Genomic DNA, 26,772 nt, shown 5'->3' with positions numbered 1-26,772 from the left:
CTGCTGCTCACGCCTTTGTTTCAATCCACGCCCCTGTGTGAGGGGCGGCGCCCGCCACCCTGACCCTGCCCACCACTGTTCCGGGTTTCAATCCACGCCCCTGTGTGAGGGGCGGCGATAATGTTGGAACCTTACGCGTCCGCACGCGAGTTTCAATCCACGCCCCTGTGTGAGGGGCGGCATCTGCTGACCGTCCGTTTCCTTAAAATCATGGGAGTTTCAATCCACGCCCCTGTGTGAGGGGCGGCATGCCATAGCCTCAGGCACAAGAAGCAAAATGGTTTCAATCCACGCCCCTGTGTGAGGGGCGGCTTTTTTGAAGGGATTTTTCCCTAGAGGAATCCCGGTTTCAATCCACGCCCCTGTGTGAGGGGCGGCGTATGAGTAGAGTTCACAGGATATTTCTTTTGTGTTTCAATCCACGCCCCTGTGTGAGGGGCGGCAGACGTTTGTAGGCCGTAGATTTGCTTCTGGCAAGTTTCAATCCACGCCCCTGTGTGAGGGGCGGCGAAGGTCACCCCAGTATCACCCCAGTATCAGGTGTTTCAATCCACGCCCCTGTGTGAGGGGCGGCGAAAAACCTCTTTATGTCTGCGGCGGCACGGGCGTTTCAATCCACGCCCCTGTGTGAGGGGCGGCCCTTTATGTAGGTGAAAGGAAAAAGATGTTAAAAGTTTCAATCCACGCCCCTGTGTGAGGGGCGGCGAAGGTCACCCCAGTATCACCCCAGTATCAGGTGTTTCAATCCACGCCCCTGTGTGAGGGGCGGCGGAACCTCATCAGTGTAAATGACTTGTTTTTACGGTTTCAATCCACGCCCCTGTGTGAGGGGCGGCATTAGCAATACACGTTTTATAAAAGTCTTCGTCTGTTTCAATCCACGCCCCTGTGTGAGGGGCGGCCTATCTGCTAATGCCGGGTTTTTTTCCACGAGAGTTTCAATCCACGCCCCTGTGTGAGGGGCGGCCTGATGTTGCTGATTTTCCCCACGAATATTCCTGTTTCAATCCACGCCCCTGTGTGAGGGGCGGCATTTTCTGTCCGCTTTGCATATGGTGTAGAACCTGTTTCAATCCACGCCCCTGTGTGAGGGGCGGCTACACTTGCACGGCCAGCAGCAGGGGCCGCACCGGTTTCAATCCACGCCCCTGTGTGAGGGGCGGCCTTTTTCTTGATGGTGCCGCAGATACAGGTTTGAGTTTCAATCCACGCCCCTGTGTGAGGGGCGGCAACGGCTCCTGTCAATACTTGTCTTCTATATTTTGTTTCAATCCACGCCCCTGTGTGAGGGGCGGCTGTAATACTATAAACCTAAATTAAAACAAGAAGTTCAGGTAATTTGTCCGCGAACCTCCTTTCCCAACAGTTTAAAAGCGCAGTCCAAACGGCTTGATTTTCTATTTTTCCCTGTTTTTATAGCCTTATTTTGTAACGCGAACCTCTTTCAAATATCCGCCCTAAGTCTCCAGAAGTACAGCTTTTTTTGAGGCAAGAACTTTAGACCGCTACCCTCTCGCAAACCTCAGAAAATCAGAGGTCCATTCATATCCAGACTGGGCTTGGCTCCAACATGCTCCACCTTGGGTTTCCAGTTCTTTCCCATGTAGTAAAAGCGCAGACTGTCTTCTATCGGTTCGATTTCTTTCAGCAGCAGATTTTTCAGTTTTACCCAGAGGGTTGGATCGACGGAGCACTCGAACACGGAATACTGGACACGCTGCCCGTAATCTTCAAGGGTTTTTGCCACACGACGGAGACGTCTTCTGCCAGCGGCATCTCCGGTTTTCACATCGTAGCTTACCAGCACCATCATGGGGTCACCTCCAGAGAAAGGGAGGATAGCCATCCAGATCCCCCCGCAGGTGCCGGGCTAGCAGCCTTGCCTGAATGAAGGGAACAAGTCCTTTGGGGATGGCTTCTTCTGTAAAGGGGTGGGTCAGGGTTTCCTGCTTCATCTTCTGCCACGCGGCCAGCACCCGTTTTCTGGCTTCCTCTTCCAGAGTAACGGCTCCACTGTCAGGATTTGTCAGAAAATCGGAGGCCCTGACCTGTTCCCGGTTGATCAGGGAAACGGCCAGACGATCACAGAAAACAGGACGAAGTTCCTCCATCATGTCCAGAGCGAGACTGGGCCGACCGGGCCTGTCTTTATGAAGAAAGCCTACGGCGGCATCCAGCCCCACGGTTTCCAGCGCACTCCTCACATCATGGACAAGCAGGGTGTAGAAGAGGGAAAGGAGAGCGTTGACGGCATCTTTGGGTGGTCTGCGGTTTCTGCCTGAAAAAGCAAAGGCCGGGTCATTTTTCCGGATCAGATCCGGGAAGGCGGAGAAATAGGCTCGGGCAGCGTCACCTTCCACACCACGGGCCGTATCACACTCCTTTACGGAAGTCAGGGTGCGTATGCGGCCGGAAAGAAGTTTTTCCGTTTCACGGAGGGCAGGGGTTTCCCCATGATCCCGGATGCACCGCAGGAGCGCCTGACGGCAGTTGTAGAGCTTGCCTGTCACAAAGGCCGCAGCAAGGGTTCCGGATTGATCCGCCACATCCGCAGTACGGTACTGTGCCCGACGCAGCAGCACATTGCCATGCAGGGGGCCATGCACCCTGGCAAGAAAACGGCCCGTATCTGTGAGAAAGGTTACTGCCACATTGCGCTCCGCACAGAAACCCATCAGCCAGGGACTCATGCCCACTGTACCAAAGCACACAATGCCGGAAATTCCGTGTATGGGAATTTTCACGTCCGGCCCTTCTTCCAGCCGGATATGGATGGTTTCCCTTTCCTTGGAAAGGTAGGCCCCCGGTTTGGTGATATAAAGGATGTTTTGCAGAGGTTTCATATGAGATCCTCGGAAAGCCGTTTTTGCAGCCAGAGTTTTGCAGATTTGGCTTTGGGCTGACAGATGTCAAAAAGGGAGCAGCGGTCACAGCGGTCTTTCCGGTACCTGGCCTTTGGCAGTACGCCGCTTTCCATCATGGCATGGTATTCCATGGCCGTCTGACGGGTAAGCTCCCTCAGGGAAGCATCAAAAGGAACGGTTTCCCGCCTTCTCGGACTTGCGTAGAAAAGAAACCCTTCCGGTATGTCTGTATGCAGCATTTCTTCCAGACAGATGGCCTGGGCGCAGAGCTGCACCCGATCCGCCTCAATCAGCTTGGGTTTTCCACGTTTGTATTCCACAGGTACAGGCTGCCAGATTCCTTTTCCTATCTTGTGAAATTCCACGCAATCCGCCACGCCAAAAAGACCGAGGGTAAGGCTTTTCAACGGCATGGCGTAGCAGAGGCGTACCCCGGATTTTTCCTGTTCTCCGCCTTCATCTACCCGCTCATGCAGTACACGGCCTTCGGCGGTGAAGCGATTTTCCTCCCATTCCCGATCCACATGGATAAGCCCGCACTGGCGGGGACAATAGATCATGTGCTGCATACCGGAGACGGGAAGAAAATCGGCTTCAAGCATGTTACAGTTTCTCCTCTATCTGGATGCCTTCCGGGAGATTTTCCTGATCGATCTCAATAGCGTACTGGGAAAAGGAACGGGCCGGGCCGGATGCGTCTGAACGATTGACGGTAATGCGGTCAAAGAGGCTGTGGGCAGGGGCATTGCCAAGCTTGGAAGCATGACGAAACACCACAAGCTTGCGGGCTGCCATTTTTCCCCGTGCTGCGGAGCGGTCGTGGTCGAACATCTGGCAGAGGGATTGCCAGAGAAGATCCAGATCCTTTTCAGAAAATCCTGTCCCTTTGGTTTCATCAGAAGCCAGATGGGGAGAAACGAATCCTTCAACACGGTAGAGGGCATAGGGCACAATGTATTTGCGTCCCATGGTTCTTTCCTTTTCCAGATCCTTTTCATTGGTGACGGCCATGCGGGTGATGCTGATTTCCTGGGGCATGATGGGTTCCACACTTCTGGCAAAACCCAGCTGTACAGGCCCGCGAACCTGACCACAGTTGACGTCTGTTGTCATTACGGCTCCAAAGGCCCGAATGTCATAGAAGTTGTTGCACATCCAGCGGGTGAGGTTGCGGGCATCTTCTTCTTTTTTTGGCAGTTTCTTGGGTTCAGGTTTGAGCTTCAGGGCTTCATAGCCCTGCAAGTGATTGCGGTTCAGAACGGCCTTTTCCGTCACATAGATGTGATAGGCCTTTCCTTCTTCCTTCTCAATATCCGGAGTTGCAAGCTCAATGAAATTCCGGATTTTTCTTTTCAGACAGACATCCGTTACAAGGCCAAAGCCGGTTTCCGGATCAATGCGGGGCATGTTGCCTGCATCGGGATCGCCATTGGGATTGCCGTTTTCCACGTCAAAGAAAAGAACGAATTCATAGCGGTTCTGAAGAGCGGTCATTTTATGCCTCCACGGTTTCAGGGGTTGATTTTTTAGTAAAAAACGCTTTTTTCTGGTGGTAGTAGCCAAGGGTAAAAAGCCCTTGATCTTCAATGGAGAGAATGGCGGGGTAGGTATCCAGCATGGCCACAATGTCTGTGATCATTTTATCCCTTGTGATGGAAAGACCTGTGCTTGAAGGATCTTTCCGTAGTTTTGAGAGGTGGTTCTGGGCGTTTTTCAGCAGCACATGGAAGGTTCTCTGGGGGGTGGCGGATGCAGAGCTGAAAAATTTATCCCGGATAGTGGCGTTGGTACCGGGTACGGCCTCTTCCTGAAGTTTTTCCAGAATGGCAAAGAGTCTGCCCAGAACATACCCTGTCTGTGTGTTCTCCGGATCAAGCATGATGGGAATCTCCATTTTTTGGTTGCGCATAAGGATGGCCTTGATCAGACCTGAACGTATGCGGCCGATTTTACCTTCCGAACGGATACGTCCCATGACTGCGGCAAGGAGGGAGCGAGGATAGGAGTTGCCTGTGAAAATGGCCTGCATGAGCTGGCCGGAAAGAATGGGGGAAAGATTTTTGGTATCTTCCCTGACGGCCAGAGCCTTCAGGATTCTTCTCGGTGATATGAAGTCTGGTTCATTGTCGTATTGTTTGACAATTTCCATCTGTCTGTAATGGAGACCGATGGTATCCGTAAGCTGCCGGACAGTGGCGACATGGAAAAAACGGACGGAAATGCGGGCTGCGTTGGGGGAAAGCCCCAGGATGAAAAAGAGATTGTCTTCCTGATCCAGCTCTTTGGGGCGGTGGCCTGAGGCCGTAGCTTTGAGAACTGCATGGAGTTTTTGTTCCAGCTCTTTTTTGTCCTGTTCCGTACTCTGGCTTTGATAGCCTTCGTCATGGATGAGGTCAGGATCGACCATAAAAGAAAAGAGGTCTTCAACGGGTGAGGTCTTTTCGGCCCAGAAGATGGTGGTGGCATCACCGATCTGAATCTTTCTCCGGTTGCTGCGATCCAGCAGGTAATTAAGGGCTGTGGTGTAGGCGAAGGTCGCTGTGTTCCCTATGGGCGCATTGAGATTTTGTTCTTTTCCAAAAGAGGTGAAGGAGGGGAGATTAAAGGACACCAAGGCGGCACCGGATGTCTGCGCTCCTGGGATTCCTTTGATAGCTGGATGTAGGCGGCTGATGGGTTCTATTTCCCCAGACACGAGACAATGCCCTGATTTTGTATCGTTATCCTGTTCCAGATACTTTTTCCATGCTTTAATGATGGCGGGGCGTTGGTGAAGAAAGAGGTTATCTCCTTCCAAGCGGAATACAAGGTTGGAACCGGTCATTTCATCCCAGAACCGCAAAGAGTTCGCTGCTTCTGGATTCCAGGTCTCCAGGAAGAGGCTTAGCGCCTTAACTCCTGTATCTTCATTTTTATCGGTGACCAGGTGGAAAAGAGTTTTGAAGGCCTCAAAGCGGGCTTTGGCCTGTTCCGGTTTATTTTTTTCATCGGCACCCAGCACGTAGGTTGTGTTGTCCCAGCAGAAATTGGCAGCTACTCCGGAAGATCGTTTGACTGCTTGGGGAACAATCAGCTGCCTTGGTTTTCCATCGACACGAAGATCAATAGGGTCTCCAGTCAGTTGTCCTTCCTTTGAAAGGGTAAGACAAAAATGGATGCCCTGATTTGAAAATCCTGGAAGTGGGATGTCAGATTCTGGCTCTTGCACCATCCTGTCGTAAAAAGACGTTAAGGATTGCAGGATCATGAACGCACCTCCGCAGATTGCCATGGCGGTACATGGATGATGCCCTGCTTCATGACTGCCCGGAAAAATCGTGGGGTCATGCCGTCGGGATAGTCGATGTCGTGCAGCATCCAGCCCAGATCCCTTTCCGGCTCCTTGGAAAAAAAGGAGGGCAGGATTTCCTCTGCCGGAAGAACCCGTGCGGGGAATTCCCGGCACCCCAGATAGGGCTGGTGAAAATGCTGGCCCTTTTCCAGTCGTCTTCTGAAAATATCGGCGTGTTTGCCGGGGTTGACATCTTCTTTGCCGGTAAATTCAAAATGGGCTTCAATGATATAGTCCACATTCCTTAAAACCAGGGCGGCTCTCTGCTGACGGTTTTCTTCGGCGGCCATGAAGAGGGGGCTGCCATCCTTCATGGCTTTTTTTGCCGTGCCTGTGGGAATCTTTGCGCTAACTTCATTTCTCCGGATGTTGTCAAAACGGATGGGATTCAGAACATGAATCCGGTCAATTTCCCAGCGTATGGAAGGTTTCCAATAAACAGCTTCCAGAATTCCGCGGGCAGCAGAAGGGGTAATGGCATCATAGCTCACCCTTTCTGCCTTCATCTCCGGACGTGTGAAACATCCGTAATCCCCTTGCACCCGTATGCGACAGCCATAGGACATGGGGCCTCCTTTTGTGGTTAGTTGAAAGTCTATATACGTTATTTAAAATTATTGTCTTATTTTGCAGTTTAAAGTTATTGTTGGTTCTTGTCATATGGTATTTTGATATATCTTAAAAAATGTGTAAAAAATTGATGTTTTTTTGTTGGGTTGAAATATAAGTTATGGTTTGGATGTTTTGTCTATTCGTATTGTTTTTATTTAATAGTATGCCGTTTGTATTGATACTGAGTCAGCGTTATTTGAAGACTCAGTATCGGGATATTTTTTAAAATATTTTATAAGACAATATAGGCATTTTTTTTTGCTGAGATATATCTGGATTATTTGGAATGATGGTTTTTGTCCGTTTGTATAAACGGATAGATTGTTCTTCTTCATCGGTTTCAGTCTTTGTGACTATTCGTGCCTGTACCGTCAGTTCTTTTGTTATTATCATTTTGGCTCCTTTTAAAATGGTTTTTATTTAGAATCTAACTAATATGAATATTAGTTGCGCTCAGAATAATAAACACAAATCCAACCCTGTCAAGATTTGGAAAAAACGGTGGAGACGACTTGTCTTTTAGAAACTTACCAATATATTTCAATCCACATCCCCACCGTTTTTTCAGACTAAGCTTCAAGAATTTTTACGTCAATAGGTATATCCATCAAATAATGAATAAATTGTGATCTGCTTCGGTGATCTCAAGTCCCAGGTCTTTTGAGTACCAGGGATCAAGGCCCGTCAGGGCCGGATAGGTACCGTTGATCATCATGATTCCCCCTTTCTCACCAAGTTGGCGAAATTCATGGGGATAAACCTGAACGGTATAGGCCTGAAGCTTGCGTAAAAGGGCCGAAGGGTGAGGATGCCATGTCAGATCCTCAATGAGTTTCTGGGCATATTCGTCCCATGGAACAAGAACAGGCTGCATGACGTTTTCAATGAGGCGGAATTTTTCTGCTACTGTACGAAAGGGAAAAAGTAAACTTTTTCGACCTTCTTCAAAAGAAGGCATGATGTCTTTTTCATCCAGAGTCGGGGAAAGCCAGTAGGCTTCCTTAAAATAATGGTGCATGGCCTGGGGTGAAAACGGATCGTCTGCAAACTGACGCAGTGCGGACTCTGCTGCGGCAATGTTTCTCCGGAACATTTTTGGGCTTTTCCCATCCTGGGGCCGAAAAACCTGAACCTGCCCGAGGCCCTCCATTTCTCCGTTTCTGTTGCAGCGCCCTGCTGCCTGACAGATGGAATCCAGCCCTGCCATTTCCCGGAAAACCATGGGAAAGGAAACATCCACGCCTGCTTCCACAAGCTGGGTGGCGATAACCCGACAGACTTCTTTGTTGTGAAGGCAGCGGCGGATGGCCTGAAGGGTTTTTTTTCTGTGTGCCGGACACATACGGGCACTGAGATGGAAGAGATTTTCCCCTTCTTCAAGGAGGGAAAAGATGTCTGCCGCACGCTTTCGGGTGTTCACAATGCACAAGGCCTGCTCTGTTGTTGTTATGGCATCGGCCATATTCTGATCGGACTGATCTCCCAGCAGCGTGAGTTTTGTTCTGCGGAAAGCGTCATGGAAATGGAAAGGATCGGGGATAATTTCCCGGATGTATTCTGGATTCAGACCTTTTTCAAAGTGGGGGCCTTTTTCCAGGGCAGGTTGGGTGGCGGTACATAAGACAACGGAAGCCCTGTAGTTTTCCGTGAGTTCTTTTAAAGCGGCAAGACAGGGTTCAAGGTAGGCTGGTGGAAGCATCTGGGCCTCATCCAGAATGATCACACTGCCTGCAATGTTGTGGAGCTTACGGCATCGGGAAGGTTTGTTGGCAAAGAGGGATTCAAAAAACTGGACGTTGGTGGTGACGATGACAGGCGCATCCCAGTTTTCCGATGCAAGCCTGTGGGCCAACAGACGCTGGGCATCCTCTTCTTCCGGGTCTGGTGCAAAATTGCTGTGATGCTCAATGATTGCCTTTTCACCCAGAACATCCCTGAACACGTCGGCGTTCTGCTCAATGATGCTTGTAAATGGGATGACATAAATGATGCGTTTGAGCTGATGCAGTCCTGCATGTTTCAGGGCAAAGGCCATGGAAGCCAGTGTCTTCCCGCCTCCCGTGGGCACGGTGAGGGAAAAGAGTCCCGGAGGCTGATTCGTGGCCCCAAGGCAGGCCTTAAGAATTTCAGTCCGTTTTTCATTGATGGGAGAATTGGCCTGAAACCCCTGCATGTGCCGGGTAAGGGCATGTTCCAGATCCCTAAGGGGCGGTGTCCCGGAACGGGCATGGAATTTTTCCGGATTTAAAAAGCGTTCCGTGTCCAGAAAATCCGCATCTACGAGGCAGGAAAAAAGCATACGGGTAAAAAAAGCCGCCTGAAATCCATTCTGAATCCGGATGGGGGGTTTAAGAGCGGGAAGTTGGGGCGTTTGGGGCAGACAAGGTCGGATGTCTGCGGCGGTTTTGAGTCTTTCCTCAAGATCCCTGTGCGTTCCGGAGATACCGTCCGGCATTCCGCCGTGGTGTCCCAGGATGGTATAGGCGATGAGTTTGCCGTATCCTTTGATGGTTTCATGTATCCATCTGGCTCCGGGGCCGCTGTGATCCACAGCTTCTTTTGAGCCTTCGAGTCTTTTCTGAAAAGGCGGCTGATATTTTCCAAGATCATGGCCCATGCCTGAGGTATGGCCCCAGTCTCCGGCTTTAAAACTGTCCGCAAATTCACGGGCCATGAGGGCAACGCCCGTCAGGTGGTCATCCAGAGTCTGCCAGGAGTCTTTTGGAAGATCAGCGTGTGAGTGCGCGTAGAACATGGAACCTCCTTTTTCAGGTTGTTTTTTGATAATTTGGTGATTCATACCACACCCACTGCATCACAGGATGATGCACTCCCATATTTTTTTGTTGATTTTTCTTTTTTCAGCCATGCCCGTTAACTCAGGAAAAAGGCTGGATCCGCATGGAGAAATCCTGCGTCTGTTCGAGGGAAAAACAAGCCTTCCCAGGGAAGGCCAGCCTTCACCCCTGGCCCCTCTCTTGTTATCATGCTGTTTTTTTATGCTTTTTTATCTGCGACTCCATGCCTGTTTCCCTCAGGCCTCAGCCGCCTCATCGCAGGGGACTTTAACTTCGTAATGTTCCAAGGTTTTTTTTAAGGCTGCCACCACCTCCATCTTCAGGCTTTCAGGGGCTTCCACCTTCACGCCTGGTCCGTGGCGCAGAATTTCCCGCACAAGTTCTGTGGAGCTGCTGTAGGGCAGAGATAAAAGCAGGGTGTCGCCATCCCAGCGGGTGATCTGGTTTTTGTGCCAGGTTTCATCCTTCACCCATCGGGCGTTGGGTTGGAAAAATCGCAGAAAGGCGGTGTTTTCTGCCTTTCCTGCAAAAATTCCGAAACCACTGCCCACATGATCCCGGATTTTCTGGGGTTCAAGGATGCGGGCGGAAAGATCCGGCATTCCCATAATCGTGATGCGATCCATGGAAAAGGTCCGTAGCTCGTTTCGCAGTTCGCAGAAGGCCACAAGATACCAGTTGATCTGGTACTGCACGAGCTTTTGGGGGTGGATACGGCGGGTTTCCATCCTGTTGTCTCCCCGTGCGTGGTAACGGATGTCCAGCACGCGGGCCTGGAGCAGGGCGCGGCATACGGCGGAAAAAACCGGCCTTTCCAGGCGGCGCTGGTAGACGGGCATCACCTGGATGCGTTTTGCGATGAGGGCAGGATCGTGGCCGAGTTTTTTTAAAGCCTTGTCCAGTTTTTCCCGCACAGGCACGAGAAAGGGAGCCATGGCGGCCTTTTCTTCGGTGTCCGTTACTTCCTGAAGGAGGCGCAGGGCATAAAGTTCGGTCTGACTGAGCCAGAATCCGGGCAGGGAAAAGGATTGGGCCTTGGGATTGTAGCGATAGCCCTGGGTGGTTTTGTCGTAGAGAATGGGGGCCTCGAAAAAATCCCGCATATACTGGATGTCCCGCTTGAGGGTGGCGGAAGATTTTTCCGTTTCCTCTTCCATGCGGGAAAGGGGAATGCTTTTTCCTGTCTGAAGAAGGGCGTCGATGCGGTAGATGCGTTCAAGCTGGTTCATGGAGGTCTCCTGAAAAAGGGAAATCTGCCGTCATGGCGGATGCGGGCCTGCATGCCCTGGAAAAGAAAGGCGGACGTTTTTTAACCTTTCATGGCCTTTGAAAAAGGCGTGCGGCCTGGGGTTTTGTGGGGTCAGGGGTTGTATTTCTGTGTGTAGGCATATCACATTAAAGGGGCAGGACAAGGGAAAAAGGAAGGGGGAAGGACTCTGGAGGGGAAGGGCAAAAAGGGCAAAGGATTTTTGAAAGCGGTCCTTTGTCCTTTTTGCCCAGACATGCTCGGAAGGGTCAGTTCAGCCGGATTTCGAAAGAGGGGAGGCTGACTTCAAAATTGGCCTTGTTGCTGTTGGTGTAATAATCGTTCAGGCCCATAAAAAGGGGATTCAGCCTGGCAGCGGTCAGGATGAAGGAAGGGTCCGCATAAAAACGTAACAAAACGTTCTCATTGGCGGAAAAGGTGAATCGCCCTTCCTTGGCGGTGGTGTTGGTATACCTGTCCTGATTGGCGGGGTTGGAGTAAAAAAAAGACTTGCTGTAGGTGTCGGAAAAGAGTGTGGTGTTGTTGGCCTGCATTCCCCAGTTGATGGCAGCGCCATAGGAATCCGTGGAGGCGTTTTCATAGGCTTCCCGAACCTTGACCTGGAAAAGGAGGTTTCCTGATTGGGTATCCTGGTTGATGAGATTCATGGAAAGGAGGATTTTCAGGTTTGTGGGCGTGACGATGTTATTGAGTTCCTGGGTATAGTTGCTGCCGGTGCGCCTGCATGCGCCGCTCATCTTCACGCTGAGCTGCATGTCATTGAGATTGTAGTCCGTCTGTCTTGAAAGAAGGCAGCCGGGATTTTTTCTTATGTAGAAGACCGTACCTGTGTGGAAACGGGGTATTTCCCTTGCGATGATGGTGGCGTGTCCGTACAATAGCCCCTTGTCTGCGTTTGTGATTTCTGCGGTATTGGGATTTGTGTACTGAATTCGGGCGGGATCCTTGCGGGTGTAAGGAGCGCTGAGATCTGAAGGCGTATAGGGATAGACCACCACAAGGTTTTTGTCTTTCAGGCGGTGGAGGTTTTCTTCCACATGGGGCACGTAGATCTTGGCCACCTGGATGGTGCTGACGGGTTTCCACAGCCATTGGTACTTGGCGTCCATCTGCCATCCGATGTAGCGTCTGTCCGTATATCCCCTGGGCAGAGGGGCGGGGTATTCCCGGATGGTTTTTCCCCGGATTTTTGCGTACTGGATGGGGCTGGTCCGGAGCAGGGTTGGGTCCAGAAGTTCCGTTGCTTCCGAATCTGCGCTGCGCAGGGAGGCTGGAGCCTGGGTGTATTTGGCAAAACTGGCAGGATCGCCGATTACGCGGATGACAAAACCAGCCTGATGTTCCGGAAGAAAATTGCGGGCAAGGAGGTCTGCGGTGTAGAAGATTTTTCCGGTGTTGCTGGGAAACATGTCCTTTCGCGGCTGGGCGATGGTTCGGGTATCTGCGGAGGCCACCACCAGGCGCTCCACAAAGGTAAGGAACAGTTCGGTCTGATACTGAAGGCGGCGTGTGATGCTGTCGGCTCCGGTGTCCAGAAACTGCTTGGCCCGGGTGCCCTGGAGAGTGGCGGGGTCAGTGGTGAGGGGCGTTTTGTCTTCCCAGTTCAGGATATTGGCGTGAACGAGGGCACCCTTGAGCTGAATGGCCATGGTGTTGACGAAGCGGGTTTCCAGCAGTTGGTAAGCGTTTTCCAGTACCGCCTGCTTTCTCGACATGTCGGCCATGAGAATGCCCTGTTCCAGGGCCTGGGTGAGAAGCTCAAAGGCTCCCACACTGTTGACGGGTTCAAAGTACACCTGATGGAGGTGGCGGAGTTCCAGCGGCAGATCGTGGCGACGGAGGGTGTTCACAAGGGTGTTGACCTTATCCTCGGAAACGCCGCTTCCGTCCGTGGGGATGAAATCCTTCAGGTCATTGTAGGCGTTGTGAATGACAGCAATGTTTCTTTCAATGCTGGTAAAGGAGGTATGGGCCTGGGTCAGGGAAATCTGTTCTTTCATAACGCTTTCCAGGTCTTCAATATCCTCCCGGATGGTATCCAGCTTGTTGTCCAGATGATCGAGGGATGCGGAAATATCCGAAAGGCGGGTATGGATGCCTTCGAACCGGTCCCTTTCCGTTTCAATGCCAAGGGCGTTGAAGAGCATGGGCTGAATGAGACCAAGGGCGTAGCTGACGCCCCCAGACCCGATGCCGCTGAGAATGCCGTCAAACACCTTGTATCCAAAGGAGACATCCAGGATTTCATAATTGGCGTTGGTGGCGTCGGAGATGGGCTGGACCTCTCCGGAATCCATGTGCGCAACCAGGCGATCCAGGGTGAAATCAAAGCCGCCCTGCTCTTCGGCGATCTCAAGGAAAAGATAGGGAGAAAAATAGCGGCCGATGCCTCTGCCAAAAAGATCCATATCTTCGGGAATATCGAGATAACGCTTCACCACGCTGAGGGCTGAGGTATGGTCCGATCCGGTAAATCGCATGTAGCGGTCGATGAAAGAGCTGAGAATGTTCACCTGCACGGAAGCCATCAGGGTCAGGCTTTCCTCTTCCGTGCGTCCCTGATCCCTGAAAGGAAGATGGGCGGAGAGCCGTCCTGTAAAGGGGGTGTTTCCCGAAAAGCCGCCGGAGACCTCCATGCGGAAGGGGCCGAAGATCCGGAACTCTTCCGGACTGGTCCACAGGCCTGAGGCATCGGTTGTGGTGGTATAAACCTGGTCTTCTGTGATGAAGCGCACTTCGGCCTGGGTGAGGGGAACCCGTTCTGAGGTGAGGAACGCCTTGCCTTCCAGTCGCAGGTCATAGGCTTTGGGAATCTGGGAAGCCATTTCAAGGATCCAGGCCTCGAAATCCCCCGATTCCCGGATTTCCCCGCGAAGGTGGGCCAGAAGAATGGGATCCCTTTGTTCAGCGTCAAAGCCCGCAAGCTCTTTGGCCCAGGCGGAGAAGGGATCCTCGCAGGAGGTGCAGAGATAAAGCCTGCGTTTGGCCTGGGTTTTTGCTTGTTGCAGGGGGTAGTCCTCCTTTTCCACCAGATGGGCTGTGAGGGTGGTGAGAGGCGTGAGGTCACAATCTTCCCGTTCTTTGCACAGGGCGCTGAGATCCTTTCCGTCGAAGGCCCCTTTGGCCACAACCCTGTACCGGCTGCGTTGGGGAACGGCGAAGTGGTAGAAGCCTGTTCCGTCCGTTTCCGCAGAAGCCAGCAAGGTGTTTTCAGCGTCATAAACCTGCACCAGGGCCTGACGTAGGGGGGCATCGCCGACCACATAGCCGGAAAGGGCGTCCGGAGCTGGCAGGGAAACCGAGGACTCGCAGGCCGCAAGGCCAAGGCCTGCGATGAGGATGAGAAAGAGGCCTGCGATGCGCTGACGTGGATTCTTAAAAAAAGGGTGTAATGGGAGGTGTGCCATGGGATCTCCAGCATCTGCCGGGAAAAAATCCGGGTGCGCTCTGGGGGTGGAGGAAATCTTGGATGTAAGAACGGAAAATCTTCGTTCTTAAATCCCAAACCCAGGCAGATGTCAAGGCGGAGGTGAATATCTGCAAATGGGGTTTCACAGGCAGGGAGAAGGGAAATCTTTTTAAAGTCCCCGCATCTTGGCGCAGGCCTGGCAGGGGGAGGGTGGGGGATGTTCAGAAAAAAAAGTCGCAAGCATCCCCGGTGCTTCCATGAGTCTGCGCCTGCCTTCGCTGCAATTGTCGATGCCCGCATACACCTCTTCGTAAAAATCCTGACGAATCTGAAAGGCGGTGCGGAAATCCCGCCACGGTCTGCCCTGCCAGAGGGTATCAAAATCCTCTTCAAAAAGATTGCCCATCACTGCCGTGGGCGGATGGGGAGGGCTTGGGTTTTTCAGCGGAAGCTGGAGAAAGATGCAGGGGCTTAAGGAGCCATCGGCACCAATGGTGAAGCAGCGTAAGGGGGCATTGGCGCAGACTGGTTTTTCTTCGGGCTGCACGGAAGCCGGGGTGTAGGCCATGCTCCGGGTGATGGAGGTCCAGAGTGCGCGCAGAGACGCCCACCGCGCCCGTATGCCGGGGGTGGGGCACTGCTTTTCATGGTCCGGGGTTGGCAGGTAGGAGGCATTGATGGCCAGACAATCGTCGAGATCATAGCGGCGGGCGAGGGAGATGACTTCAGGAAGTTCGTGGAGGTTGGTGTCCTGCTGGAGAAAACTCAGGGTGAGTCGGATAGGTTTCTGCAGAGTCAGGGAGAGGGCGCGGAAACGGCGGATGCGTTCCATCAGGGCGTAAAGATCCGAAGGCGGGCGGAGCTGCCCGTGGGTTTCAGGCCTTGCACCGCTTACGGAAACGGTGAGATGGGAAAGCCCTGCTTCCAGGATGGCCCTTCCCCGTGTTTCATCGAGAAGGCAGCCATTGGTGGTGAGGGTGCATCGGGTGCCCGTTTCCTGGATTCTGCGGATGATTTCATGAATCTGGGGATGACAGAGGGGCTCTCCCCAGCCCTGGAGGAGCACAAGCTCGGATCGGGCTGCGAGGGGAAGGACGCGCGCAAGTTTTTCCATGGGAAAATGGGTATTTCTCCAGACCCCCGCAAAGGTGGTGCGCGGGCAGGTGGGGCATTGGAGGGTACAGAAGGTGCTGGGCTCCATTTGCAGGGCAAGGAAATCGGCCATGGAAAATTTTTCCTGATGGGTGACGGGTGTGCGGGGAATCAGGCGTTTCAGGACCTGATTCCCCCAGGCTGGGTTTTCTATCCCATGCCTTCCATGAGCGCCCTGGCGTTTTTTCCCAGAACCCTGTGATTGTAGCCGCCTTCTAGCAGGGCGAAAAGACCGGCGTTGCAGCGCCTGGAAGCCTCCCTGGCCCATTTTCCCATGAGAAAATAATCATCCGTTGTGAGAAGCCCGCCCCAGTCGTCTTTATGATGGTCAAAGCCTGCGGAGATGCCGATGAGGTTCGTTTCCAGGGAGGCAAGCCGTGAAGACACATCTTCCATGTAATCCTTGCGGTTTCTTGACATGGGATTGTGAAGGCTGACCCAGGGCAGGGGGCCGAGGATGTTGGTGGTGCCATCGCCAAAGTGCAGGTCAAAGTCCAATACATGGGCGGTTTCGATACGACCTTCCGCCTTCATGGCAAGGAGGGCCACGGCCATGTTGGAAAAATAGCAGAATCCCCAGAAGCTGTCTCTGGAGGCATGGTGTCCAGGTGGGCGGATGAGACCGAATACGGGTTCCGTGAAGCTCATCCGGGCGGAGAGGATGGCAGCCCCTGCGGCCAGGGCTGCGATTTCAAAGACGCCTTCGGCGCGAACCTCCTGCAGAAGTTCGGGTGTGTGGGCGCGGAGCAGTTCTTCCTCTGTGGCGGGTTCCGGTGCAATGAAGACGGCAAGATCTTCAATTTCCTGGACAATGGCCTGGATGCGTCCTGGTTCCGCTGCAGGATCACGGGAATAGACTTCATAAAAGGCGGGGTCAAAAACCACTTTCATGGGTGCCTCCCTGGGGGACTTACGGGTTAAGGAAAATTTTCCTAAAGACTTACCATGCAGGAAGCAGCCTTTGCATCCTTTTTATGATTTATGACCTTGGGGCTTAAATGAGGAAGGACTCCCTTGCTCCGATCTTCCATTCCCCAGAGATTCTGCGTTTTTCGGGGTGAGACCGGGGCAAGGGGGGGAAAGCAGGATCAACCCTTTTCCCCTTGGTTGTCCGCAAGAATACGGGTGAATCCGCAGCCTTCGGCCGGGCATTTGAGGTGCCCCCCCAGTTTTTTGCTGGTTTTTTCCACAAGAAAGGGATGTCCGCATTCCGGGCAGGCTTCGGGCACAGGTTTGTCCCAGAGGGCGTAATTGCAGTCCGGATAGCGGTTGCACCCGTAAAAGACCTTGCCCCTGCGGGATTTTCTCTCCACCAGTTCTCCGGTGCATCCTTCCTGGGGGCAGGCGACACCTGTGCCGCTCGCGCCGGAAGGGGCGGCGGCGTTCACGCTGCTGGTGTTTTTGCATTCCGGGTAACCGCTGCAGGCAAGAAAGGTACCGAAGCGTCCCTGCTTCACCACCATGGGCCGCTGGCATTTGTCGCAGACCTGGTTTTCGGCCAGGTCCAGCTCCGGCTGCTCCACCAGCCGTACCTGGCCCTTTTCATCCCGCTCGTAGTTTCTGGAAAAGTGACACTCCGGATAGGCGCTGCATGCGATGAAAGGGCCGTTTTTTCCCACCTTGACGTGGAGTTTTCCTTTCTGGCACTCAGGGCAGGTGAGGTCAGTGGGAATGCCGACCCCCTTGATGCTCTGCATCTGGCTTTTGGCGGATTCCAGTTTTTCATGGAAAGGCGTGTAAAAGGTTTCAAGAATTCTCAGGGCCGCCACTTCCGATGTTTCAATGCGGTCGAGGTCATTTTCAAGCTTTGCCGTGAACTCCACATCCAGAATATCGGGAAAATTGTCCACCAGCAGATCATTCACAATAAAGCCCAGTTCACTGGGGCGAAAGTAGCGGTTCACCATTTCCACATACCCCTTGTTGCGGATGGTGGAGAGAATGGTGGCATAGGTGCTGGGCCGTCCGATGCCGTTTTCCTCAAGCTCTTTCACAAGGGAGGCTTCGGAAAAACGGGGCGGCGGCTGGGTAAAGTGCTGTCTGGGGGTAAGCCCTTTACAGTCGAGAACTTCTCCTTCTTTGAGATCCGGGAGAATCTGCTTTTTTTCTTCCTTCTGGCCGCTGTCATCCGCAGCAATATAAAGGTGCATGAAACCGGGAAAGGCGATGGTGGAACCGGATACGGAAAAACCGTAGCTTCCGGCCCGGATGGTCACATTCACCTGGTTGATGCGGGCTTCACTCATCTGGGAGGCCACAAAACGTTTCCAGATCAGTTCATACAGGGCAAACTGGTCTTTATCGAGAAAACGGCGGACCATTTCCGGTGTGTGGGCAACGGAGGTGGGACGGATGGCTTCATGGGCGTCCTGGGCCTTGTTGCGATTCTGGAAAGCCCTGGGAGACGGTGCGGCAAAATCCTGGCCGAAATGGGCGCGGATATGATCAAGGGCCTCGTTGGCCGCTTCTGCGGCAATGCGGGTGGAGTCCGTACGCATATAGGTGATGAGACCCACGGGCTCGCCTGGCCCAAGGTCCAGGCCTTCATAAAGCTGCTGGGCCACAATCATGGTTTTTTGTGCGGAAAAACGCAGCTTACGGATGGCTTCCTGCTGGAGCTTGGAGGTGGTGAAGGGCGGCTGGGGATTTCTTTTGGTGGTTTTTTTGACCACCTTTTCCACGGTATAGGAGGCTCCCTCCAGGTCCTTCAGGATGGCCTCGGAGGTTTTCTCATCGGGGATCTCAAGTTTTTCCTCCCCCTTTCGGCTGAGTTTGGCCTCAAAGGAGGCCGGGCTTTCACCGGAAAGGAGTTCTGCCGTGATGCTCCAGTATTCCTGGGGCTCAAATGCCTGAATTTGGCGTTCCCGGTCACAGATGATGCGCACGGCGACCGACTGCACCCGGCCTGCGGAAAGTCCACCCTGCACCTTTTTCCAGAGAAGGGGAGAGATCTGGTAGCCCACGAGACGGTCGAGGATGCGGCGCGCCTGCTGGGCGTCGTAGCGGTGGGCATTGAGTTCCTTTGGGTTTTTCAGGGCTTCCTCAATACCGTTCTGGGTCAGCTCATGGAAGAGTACGCGGTGGAAGCGGCGGCCCTTTTTCTTGAGTACTTCCGCCGTATGAAAGGCAATGGCTTCGCCTTCGCGGTCCGGGTCAGGGGCCAGATAGATGTCGCTTGCATTTTCCGCAGCCGCTTTGAGGGACTTGATGATGTTCTGCTTGCCCTTGATGGTCTGGTACTGGGGAGTAAAACCGTTTTCAATGTCTATGCCCATCTCCCTGGGGGGGAGGTCGCGGATATGGCCGGAGGTGGCCGTGACATTATACCGGTCTCCGATATATTTTTTGAGGGTTCTTACTTTGGTGGGCGATTCGACAATGACAAGAGGTTTACTCACGGTGCATCCTTCATGATGTTGCGAAATATTTTCCAGGATACTGCACAATCCTTCCCTGGAGTTCAAGGGCAAAAAGTGTGGCGGACAGGGGGCCCGCTGCCATCCCGGTCCTGCGCGTCAATTCATCAATATGAATGGGATAGGCTTCCAGAGCTTTAAACACGGTTGATTCTGTCAAGGCAAGAGAATTTTGTGCGGGGCTTCGGGATTCTGAAGCGCGTTTTTGTTTTAAAATTCCTAATTCATTCAGAATATCTTCGGCTTTTTCCACCAGGCAGGCCCCTTCCCGGAGCAGGCGGTGGGTACCCGAACTCTTCATGGAACGGACGTTTCCGGGAAGGGCGAACACTTCCCGGCCCTGTTCGCCCGCAAGCCTTGCGGTGATGAGGGAGCCGCTGCGTTCTGCGGCCTCAATGACGGCTGTTCCCAGACAAAGACCTGAAATGATACGGTTGCGTGCCGGAAAATTGGGGCCATCCGGTGGGGTGTTCATGGAAAAGGGCGTGACCAGTGCGCCTGCGGTCTCAATGCGGCGGGCCAGCTCCCGGTTCTGGGTCGGATAGATGTGATGGAGGCCGGATCCCAGCACGGCGAGGGTCATCCCGCCTGCGGCCAGGGCTCCTTCATGGGCTGCGGCATCAATGCCCCGCGCAAGGCCGCTGACCACCAGCACACCGGATTTTGCCAGGTCGGATGCGATGGAAAAGGCATTCTCCTTGCCATAGACGGTGGCATTTCGCGATCCGATGATAGCTACGGCTATGGCGTCGGGAATAAGGGTTCCCCGGACGTAAAGCACGGGGGGCGGATCGGGAATGCGGGCCAGAAGCTCAGGATAGCCTTCCATCCCCAGGCCGAGGATACGGACGCCCGCCTGCCGGGCCTGGCGGATTTCTTCGAGAAAGGGGGCATCCGGCAGACGGGCTGCGCTCTGAATGGCTTCCGCAAGGCGGGGAGAAATGCCGGAAATACGGGCAAGCCCGGATGCGGGTGTGTTGAGAGCCCTATCTGCGCCACCGAAGGCGGCCATGAGCCTGGAAAAGCGTAAGGGACCGAGTCCGGGAACGGATTGCAGCTTCAGCCAGGTAAGGATGGCGGGATTCTGGGAAAAAGCTGCGATCGTCATCAGAAGAGGGTTTTCAGCCGGGCTTCGGCCTTGGCTGCGGCGTCGGTGAAGGGATAGTCCCGGATCAGCTGGCGCAGGACCGTTCTTCCGCCTTCCTTGTCGCCGATGCTGATGCGGGAAAAGGCGTTTTTGAGAAGGGCGTCCGGAACCTTGCCGCCCTTGGGATAGCGGTTCAGTACCTCTTCAAAGGCCTGGATGGCCGCGCGATAATCCTTGCGTGCATAGTGGCATTCCCCAAGCCAGTAAAGGGCATTGTCCGCAAGGGTATGTTCGGGATAGGTGTCCGCAAGCTGGCGGAACAGGGTTGCGGCCTTTTCGTATTCACGGTTCTGGAGGGTGGCGAAGGCCAGCTCATAAAGCTTGCCGGGATCCTGGGGGGAGACCTGTGAGGTCTGAGGTGTCTGGATTGTCTGGGGCGCGCTGAGAGGTTTTTCCGGTGTTCCGGGGGATGCTGGGCTGGCGCTGGTCCGGAGCATGCGTTCATGGCTGTCCACCATGAACTGCATCACAGAAAGCCTGTGGGAAAGATCGGCCAGAACCTCCTCGTTTCGGGCAATCTGCTTTTCCATGGTGGTGATGCGGATGGATTCGGCGTCCGGCTGGTGGGACGCGCAGGCGCAGAGCAAGCCCGCGAGAAAAAGAAATCCCGTCAGAATGCGCATACCCCGTAGGCCTGGCTGCATAGACATGAAAGACCTCCTGAGAAAACACCCGGTCGCAGGGCCAAGACCCCTTGACCGGGTGCATGGGCGTCAGGTCGCCTGCTTTTTCTGCCAGAGCAAGAGTATAGGGCAGGCAACAAAAATGGAGGAGTAGGTGCCGACAACGACGCCAACGAGCAGCGCCCTTGAAAAATCATGGATAATGCCGCCGCCCAGAAGGAAAAGGGTGACGAGGACAATGAGGGTGGTGCCTGAGGTGAGCAGGGTCCGGCTTAAGGTTTCATTGATGCTTTGGTTGAGAATGGCCGCAAAGCTCTTTTTGCCTCGGCCGGGAAGGTTCTCCCGGACCCGGTCAAAGATAATGATGGTGTCGTTGAGGGAATAGCCGATGATGGTGAGGATGGCCGCAATGATGGGCAGGTTGAATTCGATGTCCAGTACGGAAAAGAGACCGACTGTGATGATGACATCGTGGATCAGAGCAATGGCAGCTCCCATGGCGTAGGCAAGCTTCAGTTTCCAGAAGACCGCAAGGCTTAAGATCAGGGCCGCAAGGATGAGCATGGGAACGGGCAGGGTGATCTTAAACAGGTTTTCCATGATCTGGGGAAAAAGATAAACCACGCCGATGAACACGCCCGCCACAGCGCCGCTGAGTATCCACTTCATTTCAAAACGACCGGAAATATAGACCATGATGAAAAGAAGCGCGTAGAAGAGAGCGTAGAGGGCCTGGGACCGCAGATCCTTGCTGACCTGAGGGCCGACCATGTCCACGCTCAGGATTTCCGCAGCCAGACCCGTTGTTTCCTGAAGGCCCTTGGGAAGAGCTGCGAGAATGCCGGATTCGGCGTCAAAGGTCTGGATGGTCCGGATCTGAAGCAGGTGAGTCTGACCTTCCCGGGATTCCTGAATACTCGTATTGTCAAGCCCCATACGGTGGAGGGCACTTTTTACCTGACCCACGTCCACGGGCTGCTGGAAGGAAACCAGGATCTGGCTGCCTCCGGCGAAGTCAACGCCATACCTCGGTCCCTTGTGAAGGATAAGGGAAAAAAGGCTGAAAAGGATCATGGCTGCGGAAAGAATGAAGGCGGCCTTCCGCTTGCCGATAAAATCAAAATTGGTCTCGGGTTTGATGAGCTGCATGGAAAGCCATCTCCTTGTTAGATGCTGAGTTGGGTCACCGTGGTTTTGCGGGCATAGAGGGCGTCAAAGATCAGGCGCACCATGACAAGGGCTGTGAACATGCTGGAAATCACCCCAAGGCAGAGGGTGACGGCAAAACCCTTGACCGGTCCTGTACCGAACTGGAAGAGGACCAGAGCTGCGATGAGGGTGGTGACGTTGGCGTCCAGAATGGTGAGGGTTGCCCGGTCAAAACCCGCGTGGATGGCGGCCATGGGAGAACGTCCCAGGCGCAGCTCCTCTCGTATGCGTTCAAAGATGAGCACATTGGCGTCCACGGCCATACCCAGGGTCAGTACCATGCCTGCGATACCCGGCAGGGTGAGGGTGGCTCCAAAGGCGGCAAGGGCCGCGCCGATGAAGAGAATGTTCAGCACCAGGGCGACATCGGCAATGATACCCGCCCCTTTGTAGTAGATGGCCATAAAGAGCAGCACAAGCCCTCCGCCCACCACCATGGAGATAAGACCCTTTTGAATGGAATCCGCCCCCAGGGTGGGTCCTACGGTGCGCTCTTCAATGATCTTCACGGGAGCGGGAAGGGCACCGGCCCGGAGAACAATGGCAAGATCATGGGCGCTTTCCATGGAGAAATTGCCTGTGATGCGGGCGCTGCCACCGGAGATGCGATCCTGGATAACAGGAGCGGAGTACACATTGCCGTCGAGAACAATGGCCATGCGTTTGTGGATGTTTTCGCCTGTGATGCGATCAAACTGGCGTGCGCCCTGTTTGTCAAAATCAATGGAGACATAGGGCTCGTTGAAGCGGGAGTCAAACTGCACCCTGGCGTCTGTGAGGGCGGCACCGGTGAGGGCGGCCCGTCTTTTCACAAGGTAGGGAATGCGGCCGGTTTCCTGGCCTGCGGCGTCCCTGCGGATTTCATAGAGCAGTTCCGTTCCCGGCGGCATCTGGCCCTTGAGGGCGTCTTGCACGTCATAGCCGTCTTCAACGATTTTGAATTCAAGGAGGGCTGTTTTGCCGATGAGTTCCTTGGCGCGTTCCGGATCTTCAATGCCCGGAAGCTGGATGAGAATGCGCCTTTCCCCCTGCACGCGGATATCCGGCTCATTGACGCCGAACTGGTCAATGCGGTTGCGGATGGTTTCAAGGGCCTGGTCGGTGGCCATTTTGCGGAGTCTTGCCCGTTCTTCGGGCGGAATGGAGAAGCGGAATTCCACTTCCTGATCCACGGTTACCCGGCGCATATCCATGTGAGGGAATTCTTTTTGCTGAAAGGCCGTGAAGGCATCGGCGTCTGCGGCGTCGGTGAGGCGCACGGCGATGGCGCCATCGGGAAGTCTGCGGACCGAACTGTAGCGGATGCGCTCCCTTCGCATCTGATCGCGCAGTTCATAGGTGCGGCGTTCCAGCGTGCTTTCCAGCGCTTCTTCCACCTGGACATCCAGCACAAGGTGCATGCCGCCCTGGAGGTCCAGTCCCAGATTGATGGTTTTATATGGCCACAGGCCGGGATTCAATGTCGGGAGTATGTAAATGGTGGCCAGGATCAGCGCCACACAAACGGCATAGAATCTCCAGGAACGTATCTTCAAGGCCCAAATCCTTTCCGGTGGCAGGAAAAATTGGGGCGGCACCGCGATACCGCTGCGATGCCACCGTATAGGTTTTCAGTACTGTTCACGAGCAGAAACGACCTTGTGACAAAGCACTATTCTTTTTCTGAGCTGCCTCTGCCCGCCAGTCCGGCCACATTGGCGCGCACCATCTTGACGCGGACCTTTTCTGCGATCTCAAGGGTGATGGTGGTGTCATCCAGGCCGGTGACAACCCCATAAAGGCCGCCTGAGGTGATGACGCGGTCCCCTTTTTTCAGGTTGGTGATCAGCTCTCTGTGTTCTTTGGCTTTTTTCTGCTGGGGGCGGATGAGAAGGAAGTAAAAGATGACAAACATCAAAATCAGCGGGACAAGGGACATAAAGCCACCGCCCTGTCCTTGGGCTCCGGCTTCTCCCATTGCGTGGGCAATTCCGATCACGGATTCCTCCTTAAGGTAAAACGTTCTTTTTCATTTTAAATGTCTGGCCTTTATGGGCCGCGTGTACGGGAGCTGCCCCAGGGCAGTGAAAACCCACGCATGCAGCCATTCCGGCAACGAATCAGCTCACAGCATATAAAAGAAATCTGGGGGCGCGTCAATTGAGACAGACCCCGGAGCAGGGATTTTCGGAACGAAACGAGCTGTCAGTGGGCGGAAATCCAGAGGTTTTCACCATCAAAACGGATACGGTTCACATTCTCTTCGGTGATGGCGTCGAGAAGCCCTTTGATCTCTTCCATATTGTAAATTATAATTTTTTCAAAGGGATGAATGATGTGGATATTGTCCGCAAAAAGTTTTTCCTTCATGCTGTAGATACGCACCATGCGCTCGGAAAATTTGAGAACCCTGCCTACGCCGGAGCTGTAGCCTTCCTCATCGGGCCTGTCTGCGTCCGGTGGAAGCATAATGCCCCGTGAGGCCAGGGATTCCCTGAGAAGACGGAAATGGATTTTCCAGATGTTGTCTCCGGGACGGACCACATGGATGCCATAGTCCTTTGCAGCACTTCTGACACCAGCGCCGGTAAGGGGACGGATGACAATTTCACCTTTGCTGAGCGCATCCTTTTCCTCATAATCCCGCATGTCGAGGGTCTCGTCCCCCACGCGGATGCTCTCATCGGAGGTGACCACCATGTCCACGCTCTCCTGGATGCCGTACCGCTGCTTTCGCTCCGCCATGGTCTCGGTGTGACCGTCCGCGTCAAGGGTACTGAAATCAATGACAGGCCCCTGTTCTATGGCTGCCCGCGTGGGAGGGGCCTCTTCGGCCTTGTCCACAGGCGGAGGAGCGGGGCGTGTGGCAAGATAGATAAGCGCCAGGGCCACGGTCATGAAAAGCATGAGCAGGGAAAGACGCATGCGCTGGGACATCCGGGGAAAAAGGCGTTGAAGCATGTGCATCTCCTTAAAGCAGGAATTTTTCAGGTCTTGTATTCACCGCATGACGGAAGGGATCTCAACACCATCATAAACAGGGCTTGGGCCAAAAGTCCACAAGTCTGCGTATTTTTTTCCCCTCTCCAGTCAGGTATTCTGGATCCTGAAAGCTTTTATCCTGATATATGGGTCCCGTTTTTCCGAACTTCCCAGATAAGGTTGTGTGCGGAGGCGAGGATATTTCACCACCGAACTCAGGGCGAGCACAGGATTTCAGAATTCCCCGGAATCATGGTCGCATCCGCCTCAATGAGAATGCTCAGGCAGCGACGCTGTTCAATTTCCAGCAATTCCGAGCGTTTGCGGTTGAGCACATAAAGGGCCACATCCGGCGGCAGCAGGGCCCGTATGGTCTTGATATCCGGCTTTAAGGTTTCAAGGCGGAGTTTTCTTAAAAAGGTCAGGGCCAGGCTGTCGGTGGAAAAGGTGAGGCCCCGGCCCGAGCAGTGGGGGCAGGGCACGAGGCTGCCAAAGCTGATGGAGGGCCGCAGGCGCTGGCGATTCATCTCAAGGAGTCCGAACTGGGAGATCTTGCCCACTTTGGTGCGGGCCTTGTCCTTTTTCAGCTCGTCCTTAAGGATTTTTTCCACGGAAGCCCTGTGCTTGGCATCCCGCATATCAATAAAATCAATGACAAAAAGCCCGCCAAGATCCCGGATTCGGAGCTGGCGGGCGATTTCTTCGGCGGCTTCCAGATTGGTCTGGAAGGCTGTCTCCTCAATGGAGCCCTTCTGGGTGGCTTTCCCGGAATTGACATCAATGGAGACCAGGGCTTCGGTCTGATCAATGATGATGGATCCTCCGGACTTCAGAGGAACCCTGGATTCAAAGATGGTGCCGATCTGTTCTTCCAGCTGGTATTTGGTGAAAATGGGTTTTTCACCCCGGTAATGCTTGATGCATTTTCCCTGCTTGGGGGCTATCAGTTCAACGAACTTTTTGATTTCCTTGTAGGCTTCCGCATTGTCAATGAGCACTTCCGTGACTTCCGGCGTGAGGGAATCCCGGATGGCGCGCAAAGCCAGGTTCTGTTCCCTGTAGAGAAGGGATGGACTTTCCGTTTCCATGGCTTTCTGGTTGATATTTTTCCAAAGCCGCATGAGGTAGTTCACATCCTTGGTCAGCATGGCCTTGGTGCAGCTTTTGCCTGCGGTTCGGATGATGGCACCAAAGCCTTCGGGAAGGGTGAGCTTGTCCAGCAGGTCTTTTAAGCGCTTGCGTTCTTCTTCTTCCTCGATTTTCCGGGAGATGCCCTTGTTGGTGGAGCCGGGCATGAGAACCAGGTGGCGTCCGGGCAGGGAAATGAAGGTGGTGAGCATGGCTCCCTTTTTCATGACCGGGTCCTTGGTCACCTGAACGATCACTTCCTGACCTTTTTTGATGAGGTTTTTGATATGGTGTTTGCCGGAGGGACATTCCTGGAAATAGTCGGTGTGGATTTCCTGGAACTGGAGAAAGCCGTTTCTTTCCGCTCCGTAATCCACAAAGGCGGCCTGGAGGCTCGGTTCCACATGGCTGACCGTGGCTTTGTAGATGTTGCCCTGGGTGATTTCCCGGGCTGTGGTCTCAAGGACAAAATCTTCAAGCCGGTTGTCAACGATGGTGGCAATGCGACATTCTTCGGCGTCTACGGCGTTAATCAGAATTTTCATGCTCATAAAGTAATAATTCGTCCCGTTGGTTGAAAGGGGGGAGGAATGAAGCCTTTCCAGTTGGGTTGTTGGTAAGCGTGTGGCCGATGATCCCCTGGCCCTGGCTTCCTGGTAAGAGTCCCCGGTTTCCGGATGGCAGAAAAAAGATTCGGGTCAGACGTGGAAGGAGCCTGCCTGTGTCCGGGAAAACCTTACTGCTGGCACCGTTTGCGCACACAGGGCTTGGGGGCAGCATATTTTCAGGGGGTGGAAAAGTGGCGGGCGTATCCTTTATGGATAGACAGGCTGGATCGGAACACTTTTGTTTGCT

General features: G+C 53.8%; 20 protein-coding genes and 1 CRISPR repeat array (1 of these 21 only partly in view). All 20 genes read right to left on the bottom strand.

Annotated features, from left to right (window positions below):
- A CRISPR array of direct repeats spans positions 1 to 1,296; the repeat unit is 32 nt; unit sequence GTTTCAATCCACGCCCCTGTGTGAGGGGCGGC (it extends 2,743 nt beyond the left edge of the window).
- Between the two features lie 226 nt (positions 1,297 to 1,522).
- The 20 genes from cas2 to RBR60_RS04795 all read right to left on the bottom strand — a co-directional run bounded on the left by cas2 (position 1,523) and on the right by RBR60_RS04795 (position 26,468).
- Positions 1,523 to 1,813 (bottom strand): CRISPR-associated endonuclease Cas2, encoded by a 291-nt coding sequence (gene cas2, locus RBR60_RS04890; RefSeq protein ID WP_320354761.1) that lies wholly within the window; start codon positions 1,811 to 1,813, stop codon positions 1,523 to 1,525.
- 4 nt (positions 1,814 to 1,817) lie between these two features.
- The gene (cas1c, locus tag RBR60_RS04885; protein ID WP_320354760.1) at positions 1,818 to 2,843 is read right to left on the bottom strand and encodes a type I-C CRISPR-associated endonuclease Cas1c; all 1,026 of its coding nucleotides are present in this window, start codon (positions 2,841 to 2,843) and stop codon (positions 1,818 to 1,820) included.
- The gene (cas4, locus tag RBR60_RS04880) at positions 2,840 to 3,466 is read right to left on the bottom strand and encodes a CRISPR-associated protein Cas4 (RefSeq protein ID WP_320354759.1); all 627 of its coding nucleotides are present in this window, start codon (positions 3,464 to 3,466) and stop codon (positions 2,840 to 2,842) included. Before cas4 ends, cas1c begins: the two co-directional genes overlap by 4 nt.
- Before the next feature lies 1 nt (position 3,467).
- Complete coding sequence (cas7c, locus tag RBR60_RS04875) at positions 3,468 to 4,358, bottom strand: type I-C CRISPR-associated protein Cas7/Csd2 (RefSeq protein WP_320354758.1); 891 nt, start codon at positions 4,356 to 4,358, stop codon at positions 3,468 to 3,470.
- Between the two features lies 1 nt (position 4,359).
- Positions 4,360 to 6,111 carry a type I-C CRISPR-associated protein Cas8c/Csd1 gene (gene cas8c / locus RBR60_RS04870; RefSeq protein ID WP_320354757.1) on the bottom strand — a complete coding sequence of 584 codons (1,752 nt, stop codon included), beginning with the start codon at positions 6,109 to 6,111 and terminating at the stop codon, positions 4,360 to 4,362.
- Complete coding sequence (gene cas5c / locus RBR60_RS04865) at positions 6,108 to 6,761, bottom strand: type I-C CRISPR-associated protein Cas5c (protein WP_320354756.1); 654 nt, start codon at positions 6,759 to 6,761, stop codon at positions 6,108 to 6,110. Before cas5c ends, cas8c begins: the two co-directional genes overlap by 4 nt.
- 268 nt (positions 6,762 to 7,029) lie before the next feature.
- Positions 7,030 to 7,200 carry a hypothetical protein gene (locus RBR60_RS04860; protein ID WP_320354755.1) on the bottom strand — a complete coding sequence of 57 codons (171 nt, stop codon included), beginning with the start codon at positions 7,198 to 7,200 and terminating at the stop codon, positions 7,030 to 7,032.
- Between the two features lie 214 nt (positions 7,201 to 7,414).
- A complete protein-coding gene (cas3, locus tag RBR60_RS04855; protein WP_320354754.1) occupies positions 7,415 to 9,562 on the bottom strand; it encodes a CRISPR-associated helicase Cas3' in 2,148 nt (715 codons plus the stop codon).
- A gap of 279 nt (positions 9,563 to 9,841) precedes the next feature.
- Positions 9,842 to 10,834, bottom strand: coding sequence for a helix-turn-helix transcriptional regulator (locus RBR60_RS04850; RefSeq protein ID WP_320354753.1), 993 nt, complete (start codon positions 10,832 to 10,834; stop codon positions 9,842 to 9,844).
- Between the two features lie 286 nt (positions 10,835 to 11,120).
- A complete protein-coding gene (locus RBR60_RS04845) occupies positions 11,121 to 14,279 on the bottom strand; it encodes a hypothetical protein (RefSeq protein WP_320354752.1) in 3,159 nt (1,052 codons plus the stop codon).
- 171 nt (positions 14,280 to 14,450) lie between these two features.
- Positions 14,451 to 15,506 (bottom strand): radical SAM protein, encoded by a 1,056-nt coding sequence (locus tag RBR60_RS04840; protein WP_320354751.1) that lies wholly within the window; start codon positions 15,504 to 15,506, stop codon positions 14,451 to 14,453.
- A 77-nt stretch (positions 15,507 to 15,583) separates the two neighbouring features.
- The gene (locus RBR60_RS04835; RefSeq protein ID WP_320354750.1) at positions 15,584 to 16,324 is read right to left on the bottom strand and encodes a histone deacetylase family protein; all 741 of its coding nucleotides are present in this window, start codon (positions 16,322 to 16,324) and stop codon (positions 15,584 to 15,586) included.
- Positions 16,325 to 16,521: 197 nt separating this feature from the next.
- Positions 16,522 to 18,831 (bottom strand): type I DNA topoisomerase, encoded by a 2,310-nt coding sequence (gene topA / locus RBR60_RS04830; RefSeq protein WP_320354749.1) that lies wholly within the window; start codon positions 18,829 to 18,831, stop codon positions 16,522 to 16,524.
- A 10-nt stretch (positions 18,832 to 18,841) separates the two neighbouring features.
- Positions 18,842 to 19,957, bottom strand: a complete 1,116-nt coding sequence (dprA, locus tag RBR60_RS04825) for a DNA-processing protein DprA (protein ID WP_320354748.1) — start codon at positions 19,955 to 19,957, stop codon at positions 18,842 to 18,844.
- Positions 19,957 to 20,646, bottom strand: a complete 690-nt coding sequence (ybgF, locus tag RBR60_RS04820; RefSeq protein WP_320354747.1) for a tol-pal system protein YbgF — start codon at positions 20,644 to 20,646, stop codon at positions 19,957 to 19,959. Before ybgF ends, dprA begins: the two co-directional genes overlap by 1 nt.
- A gap of 63 nt (positions 20,647 to 20,709) precedes the next feature.
- On the bottom strand, positions 20,710 to 21,768 hold the full coding sequence (gene secF, locus RBR60_RS04815; RefSeq protein ID WP_320354746.1) for a protein translocase subunit SecF: 1,059 nt from the start codon (positions 21,766 to 21,768) through the stop codon (positions 20,710 to 20,712).
- A 17-nt stretch (positions 21,769 to 21,785) separates the two neighbouring features.
- Positions 21,786 to 23,363: a protein translocase subunit SecD gene (gene secD, locus RBR60_RS04810; RefSeq protein WP_320354745.1), complete on the bottom strand. Its 1,578-nt coding sequence runs from the start codon at positions 23,361 to 23,363 to the stop codon at positions 21,786 to 21,788.
- A 116-nt stretch (positions 23,364 to 23,479) separates the two neighbouring features.
- Positions 23,480 to 23,806 (bottom strand): preprotein translocase subunit YajC, encoded by a 327-nt coding sequence (yajC, locus tag RBR60_RS04805; protein ID WP_320354744.1) that lies wholly within the window; start codon positions 23,804 to 23,806, stop codon positions 23,480 to 23,482.
- A gap of 206 nt (positions 23,807 to 24,012) precedes the next feature.
- Positions 24,013 to 24,768, bottom strand: a complete 756-nt coding sequence (locus RBR60_RS04800; RefSeq protein WP_320354743.1) for a hypothetical protein — start codon at positions 24,766 to 24,768, stop codon at positions 24,013 to 24,015.
- A 236-nt stretch (positions 24,769 to 25,004) separates the two neighbouring features.
- Positions 25,005 to 26,468 carry an Rne/Rng family ribonuclease gene (locus RBR60_RS04795; protein ID WP_320354742.1) on the bottom strand — a complete coding sequence of 488 codons (1,464 nt, stop codon included), beginning with the start codon at positions 26,466 to 26,468 and terminating at the stop codon, positions 25,005 to 25,007.
- Positions 26,469 to 26,772 lie beyond the last annotated feature (304 nt).

It is taken from the genome of Desulfobotulus sp. (assembly GCF_034006065.1).
In the GTDB taxonomy this organism is placed as follows: domain Bacteria; phylum Desulfobacterota; class Desulfobacteria; order Desulfobacterales; family ASO4-4; genus Desulfobotulus.
The sequence above is the reverse complement of the archived record's forward strand: the minus strand, read 5'-3'. Positions and strand labels throughout refer to the sequence as shown.